The sequence below is a fragment of the Ralstonia sp. RL genome, from assembly GCF_001683835.1.
In the GTDB taxonomy this organism is placed as follows: domain Bacteria; phylum Pseudomonadota; class Gammaproteobacteria; order Burkholderiales; family Burkholderiaceae; genus Ralstonia; species Ralstonia mannitolilytica.
On sequence record NZ_LWRX01000010.1, the window covers coordinates 1 to 5,398 of the forward strand.

The 5,398-nt window shown below is 61.9% G+C and carries 5 protein-coding genes and 1 pseudogene; all 6 read left to right on the top strand.

Features of this window, described 5'->3' with window-relative positions:
• Positions 1–2,094 (top strand): type I restriction enzyme subunit R domain-containing protein (locus A6M56_RS02140; protein ID WP_286757692.1); only part of this gene is annotated, 2,094 nt, incomplete at its 5' end.
• Positions 2,091–2,453 (top strand): M48 metallopeptidase family protein, encoded by a 363-nt coding sequence (locus A6M56_RS02145; protein WP_102080529.1) that lies wholly within the window; start codon positions 2,091–2,093, stop codon positions 2,451–2,453. The genes A6M56_RS02140 and A6M56_RS02145, both read left to right, overlap by 4 nt.
• Positions 2,454–2,481: 28 nt before the next feature.
• Positions 2,482–3,834 (top strand): anti-phage END nuclease, encoded by a 1,353-nt coding sequence (locus A6M56_RS24255; RefSeq protein WP_164491197.1) that lies wholly within the window; start codon positions 2,482–2,484, stop codon positions 3,832–3,834.
• Between the two features lie 227 nt (positions 3,835–4,061).
• Positions 4,062–4,343 carry a helix-turn-helix domain-containing protein gene (locus tag A6M56_RS02155; protein WP_102080530.1) on the top strand — a complete coding sequence of 94 codons (282 nt, stop codon included), beginning with the start codon at positions 4,062–4,064 and terminating at the stop codon, positions 4,341–4,343.
• Positions 4,344–4,378: 35 nt separating this feature from the next.
• Positions 4,379–4,948, top strand: coding sequence for an Hsp20/alpha crystallin family protein (locus A6M56_RS02160; RefSeq protein WP_008906266.1), 570 nt, complete (start codon positions 4,379–4,381; stop codon positions 4,946–4,948).
• Positions 4,949–5,041: 93 nt separating this feature from the next.
• Positions 5,042–5,398, top strand: a pseudogene (locus tag A6M56_RS02165) (Clp protease ClpC); the annotation flags it as partial.

The window sequence follows — 5,398 nt, forward strand, 5'->3', positions numbered from 1 at the left end:
TCGGGCAAGACCTTCACGCTGCTGACGGCGGCGCGTCAGATCCTGGAGGACAAGGCGCGCTTCGCCAATGCGACCGTAATCCTGGTGGTGGACCGCACCGAGCTGGAAGGCCAGTTGAAAGGCTGGGTGGAACGCCTGCTGGGCGAGATGCAGCAGCAGGACATCGCGGTCGAACGGGCCAACAACAAGGCCAAACTGCAGTCCCTGCTGGATGCCGACTTCCGGGGCCTGATCATCTCGATGATCCACAAGTTCGAGGCCATCCGCAAAGACAGCTGCCTGCGCGACAACGTTTACGTGTTCATCGACGAGGCGCACCGGTCGGTGGCCAAGGATCTCGGCACCTACCTGATGGCGGCTGTGCCCAAGGCCACGATCATCGGCTTCACCGGCACGCCCATCGCGCGCACCTCGCAGGGCGAAGGCACCTTCAAAATCTTCGGCACGCAGGATGAGCTGGGCTACCTGGACAAGTACTCCATCGCCGAGAGCATTGCCGACGAGACCACGCTGCCGATCAAGCATGTGCTGGCGCCGAGCGAAATGACGGTGCCGGCCGAGCGGCTGGACAAGGAGTTCTTCGCGCTGGCCGAGAGTGAAGGCGTGACCGATGTCGAGGAGCTGAACAAGGTGCTCGACCGCGCGGTGGGGTTGCGCACTTTCCTGATGGCCGACGACCGCATCGAAAAGGTCTCCGCCTTCATCGCCGAGCACTTCAGGGAGAACGTCCTGCCGCTGGGCTACAAGGCCTTTGTGGTGGCGGTAAACCGCGAGGCCTGCGCCAAATACAAAAAGGCGCTGGACAAGCTGCTGCCGCCCGAGTGGAGCGCGCCGGTCTATACCGAAAACGCCGCCGACGTGGTGGACCGGCCACTGGTGGCCGAGTTACAGCTTTCCGATGGGGCCGAGGAGCAGGTGCGCCTGCTGTTCAAGAAGCCCACCGAGAACCCGAAGATCCTGATCGTCACCGACAAGCTGCTCACCGGTTACGATGCGCCGCCGCTGTACTGCCTGTACCTCGACAAGCCGATGCGCGATCACGTGCTGCTGCAGTCGATTGCGCGGGTGAACCGGCCCTATGTGGACGCCAATGGCGTTCAGAAGCGCGTCGGCCTGGTGGTGGACTTCGTGGGCGTGCTGCGCGAGCTGAAGAAGGCGCTGCAGTTCGACTCCAGCGATGTCAGCGGCGTGATCGAGGATTTGGACGTGCTGCTGCAGGACTTCCTGCAACGCATCGAGCAGGCCAAGCAGGACTACCTGGAGTCGGATGCCGGCGGCACGCCTGACGAGCGATTGGAACGGCTGGTATTCGGGCGCTTCCTGACGCCTGAGGCGCGCAAAGCCTTCTTCGAGCACTACAAGGAGATCGAGGCACTGTGGGAAATCCTCTCGCCCGACCCGGCGTTGCGTGACCACATCGCGACCTACAAGCAGCTCAGCCAGCTCTATGCGGCCGTGCGCAACGCCTATGCCGAAAAAGTCGGGTTCGTGGCTGACCTGGCCTACAAGCCCCGCCGCTTGATCGAGGAGAGCGCCGAGCAACATGGCCTTGGGCGATTGACCAAGACCGTAACCTTTGACGTGGCAACCCTGAAGTCGCTGCGCGGTGAGGATGGGTCCGACGAGGGCAAGGTGTTCAACCTTGTGCGCGGTCTGCAGCACGAGATTGACGAGGACCCTGCCGCAGCACCGGTGCTGCAGCCGTTAAAGGACCGAGCGGAGCGCATCCTGAAGGATCTGGAAGAGCGCAAGACGACCGGACTGGCGGCGATGGACCAACTGGCGGCGTTGGCTGCGGAGAAGGAAGCCGCCATGAAGGCGGCACGCGACAGTGGCCTGTCACCTCGCGCCTTTGCCGTTGCCTGGGTGTTGCGTGAGGATGCGGCCGTCAAAGCGGCGGGCATCGACCCCATGACGCTGGCCAAGGACGCCGAGGAGTTGCTCGGACGCTTCCCGAACGCCTCGGTCAACGCCGACGAGCAGCGACGGCTGCGTGCGCCGCTGTACAAACCTTTGCTCGCTCTGGCGCAAGACGAGCGGGCTCGGGTCGTCGATCTTGTTGTGCGTTTGCTGCTCACGGAGGGTGGCGAATGAAATCGTCGCAGTACCCAGCGCAGGACTTACGACGCCGCGCACTGGCCTGGGCGGTCAAGCTGAAGGTGAATCCCCGCGTGGTTCGGGTGCAGGAGATGCGCAGGAAGTGGGGTTCCTGTTCATCGGCGGGAACCGTCACCTTGGCCACTGACTTGCTCGACCAGGATGAGTCTTTCCAGGATTACGTCATCGTTCATGAACTGCTTCACCTGCGTTACGCAAACCACGGGAGGATGTTCAAGGCGCTGATGAGCGCACATGTCCCGGGTTGGCGCACGATCGAGCAACGCCAGATAGGCGATGCAGATGGCGCATCCGTTGAGCGGCTCTCCCGCAAACCGAACGGCCATGCCCGATGACGATGCAATAACAAAAGGATCTGCTGCAATGCGCTTGATCGCCGGCCCGCTCAACAAACAACTACTCCAGAACCTGCTGGGCGAGGTGATTGAATCCTGCACGCGCGTTCGCGCGGCCGTCGCCTACGCCAGCCGCGACAACATGAAGTTGTTCGAGGCCTGCGCGCAGCACTTGAAGCCCCTGGAGTTCTTTGGCCGCTACGACCACACCGTGGCTGTCGATCCCGCCGTGTTGAAGTGGTTTCTGGATAAGGCCAGTCCGAATTTCGACTGCAAGCTCGTTCCCGACATCCTGCACGCCAAGATCATCTGGTGGGTGGATGCCGGCGCCTACATCGGGTCTGCCAACCTGTCAGACCGGGCCTGGATATCGAACATCGAAGCGGGCACCTTTCTGCCCCACGACGAACTCGTCGAAACGGGCATGGAGCGTGAGCTGCAGCGCTTCTTTGAGGAAGTGGATGACCGTGCCCGACCTCTGACCAAGGAGATCTACCAAGAGCAGCTGCGCTTGGCGGACCGGCGGGCTGAGTTGTCGAAGCGCGAATACGGACTTGAGCAGCAGTTCGACAAGGACCGCTTGCTGCCGAAGAACCACGGTCTGGTGTTTGTCGACACGAAGCGATCGTCTGAGAAGCGCTTCCAGAAGTTCGAGCAGGATTGGAACGACACGCTGCAGGTGATGCGATCGATCGCATCCAGGGTTTCGGCGCCCGGCGCCAAACCGGGCTGGATTGATGCGTCGGTGGCCCCCGGCGTGCAAGCCGACCAATTCCTGCACGCCTACTACTACAAGCAGGTCAAGGATGGAAACCGCCACCCCTACGAGGAGTTCTTCGCCAGGAATTCGAAGAACCCAGAACTGGCGCTGCGCGACGCGCTGGAGTGGTGGCATGACGCCGACTTCGACCACTCGTTTGAAGAACGCACCATCTACGAGTGGTCGCCCCGGCTGCGCGAGTTACTGGCACGCGATCGCATTCTCAAACTGACGGAGCAGGAATTCGTCGATGCCGTTTCCCGGGTGCACGCGATCCGAGACCATGCCATCAAGCAGGAAAACGAGCACTTGGGCTTGCCTGACCGACCGCAGGCCGGCGACGACAAGGTCGAGAAGTTCGGCGAGTGGCTGTGGCGGCAGCGATCCCGCGAAGGGCGGACGGTGCTTGAGCTGTTGAACTACGTCGTCTGGGGCAATGGAAGTGTATCGGCCCGGCTCTGGAACGCGATCCGCAGCGACGACTGGGCAATTCCGCACATTGGCCTGAGCAGCCTCGGGGAAATCGTCGGCTGGGCGCGTCCAGACGAGTTTCCGCCAAGGAACATGCGCACGAGCAAGGGGCTGCGGGCGCTCGGTTACAACGTGAGGATCGGTGTTTGATCTGCGGCCGTGGGCGGCGCCCGCAAGGTCCCGATCAACCCACCGTCCCCTGCGCCGGCCCGGCCCGCCCTGGCATACCGTCCTTGAAGATTTGAGTCACATCAATCGGCCAGCAGGTCGCTGGATGTTGACTCTTGACTTTCGGCATGTTAGGCGCAATTTTTTGCAAAGTCTTGCAAGAATTTCCTCGAGCGAGGCCGCGTGACGACGGAACTTGTGGGGGTGGTATGACAGCGCGCCAGCAGGCGATCTTCACACTCGACGAGTTGGCTGCCTACTTGAAAGTCGGCAAGCGGACGCTTTACCGGCTCGCCTCGCACGGGGAGATTCCGGCCTTCAAGGTCGGCGGGACGTGGCGGTTTCGTCAAAGTGAAATCGATCGATGGATCAATGATCAGATCCAAGCAGGCACAAAGAAGGAGGTGATACGCACAGATGAGCAGCCAAAGTCAGCGGAACACTCCGTGTCGTCTGGGCGCGCTGTCCGTCGCCGCAGGCAAACGGAGTGAGCGAGAGTCTTCAATTTTTCTTCTGGAGGTGTGACATGGACATTGATTTCAAGAAATTGGCTCCCTGGAACTGGTTCAAGAAGGAGCAGGAAGAACAACAGAGCACTGCCTCGCTGCCGGTGCAGCGCAATGACCTGCCGGTGGCGGGTGGGCCGGTCAGCCCCATCCTGCAATTGCATCGCGAGATCGATCGCCTGTTCGACGACGCGTTTCGAGGCTTCGGTTTCCCGACGCTGGCCATGCCACGCTGGCCGTCGGAGTGGCCGGGCCTGCTGAAACCGGCGCTGGACATCCAGGAGACCGACAAGCAGTACAAGATCGCCCTGGAAGTGCCCGGCGTCGAGGAAAAAGACATCCAGATCACGCTCGACAACGACGTGCTGCTGGTGCGCGGTGAAAAGCGTCAGGAGCAGGAAACGAAAGACGGCGGTTTCCACCGGGTGGAGCGCTCCTACGGCAGCTTTCAGCGCGCTCTGAACCTGCCGGCCGATGCCAACCAGGACACGATCAAGGCCGCTTTCAAGAACGGCGTGCTCACGATCACGATGGAAAAGCGCGAGGCCAGTACGCCCAAGCAGGGGCGCTCGATCCCGATCAATGGCTGACGCGGGGCAGCGCGTTTTTCTCAAAAACCACAAAGAGATGAGGCACCGTGATCGGCGGTGCCTCGTCAGATCAATCTTTACAGGAGCATCAGCATGGCCAGAAAACAATGCCAGGTCTGCGGCCAGCCCGCCACGGTGCGGGTGGAAGCCAATCTCAATGGTCGCCACAGCACCATGCTGTTGTGTGACGATCACTATCGCCAACTGGTGCGCCAGCAAAAGCGCACCGTCTCACCGCTGGAAGCCTTGTTCGGCTCGCGCAGCGGCCTGTTCGAAGACTTCCTTGGCAGCGACTTCTTCCGCATCGGTGACGACGCACCGTCCATGGCGGCCGATACCGACGAGGTCGTCGATGCCTCGTTCGGCGAACCCGCCCCGGCCGGTACGGGCACAGCACGCCGTCGCGGCAGTGGGCTCGCCAGCCGCATCAGCGAACAGTCCGAGGCCCTA

Bases quoted from the DNA above. Each gene is read 5' to 3' on its own strand.
- A6M56_RS02145 (WP_102080529.1), top strand. From the start codon at position 2,091: ATGAAATCGTCGCAGTACCCAGCGCAGGACTTACGACGCCGCGCACTG.
- A6M56_RS24255 (WP_164491197.1), top strand. From the start codon at position 2,482: ATGCGCTTGATCGCCGGCCCGCTCAACAAACAACTACTCCAGAACCTG.
- A6M56_RS02155 (WP_102080530.1), top strand. From the start codon at position 4,062: ATGACAGCGCGCCAGCAGGCGATCTTCACACTCGACGAGTTGGCTGCC.
- A6M56_RS02160 (WP_008906266.1), top strand. From the start codon at position 4,379: ATGGACATTGATTTCAAGAAATTGGCTCCCTGGAACTGGTTCAAGAAG.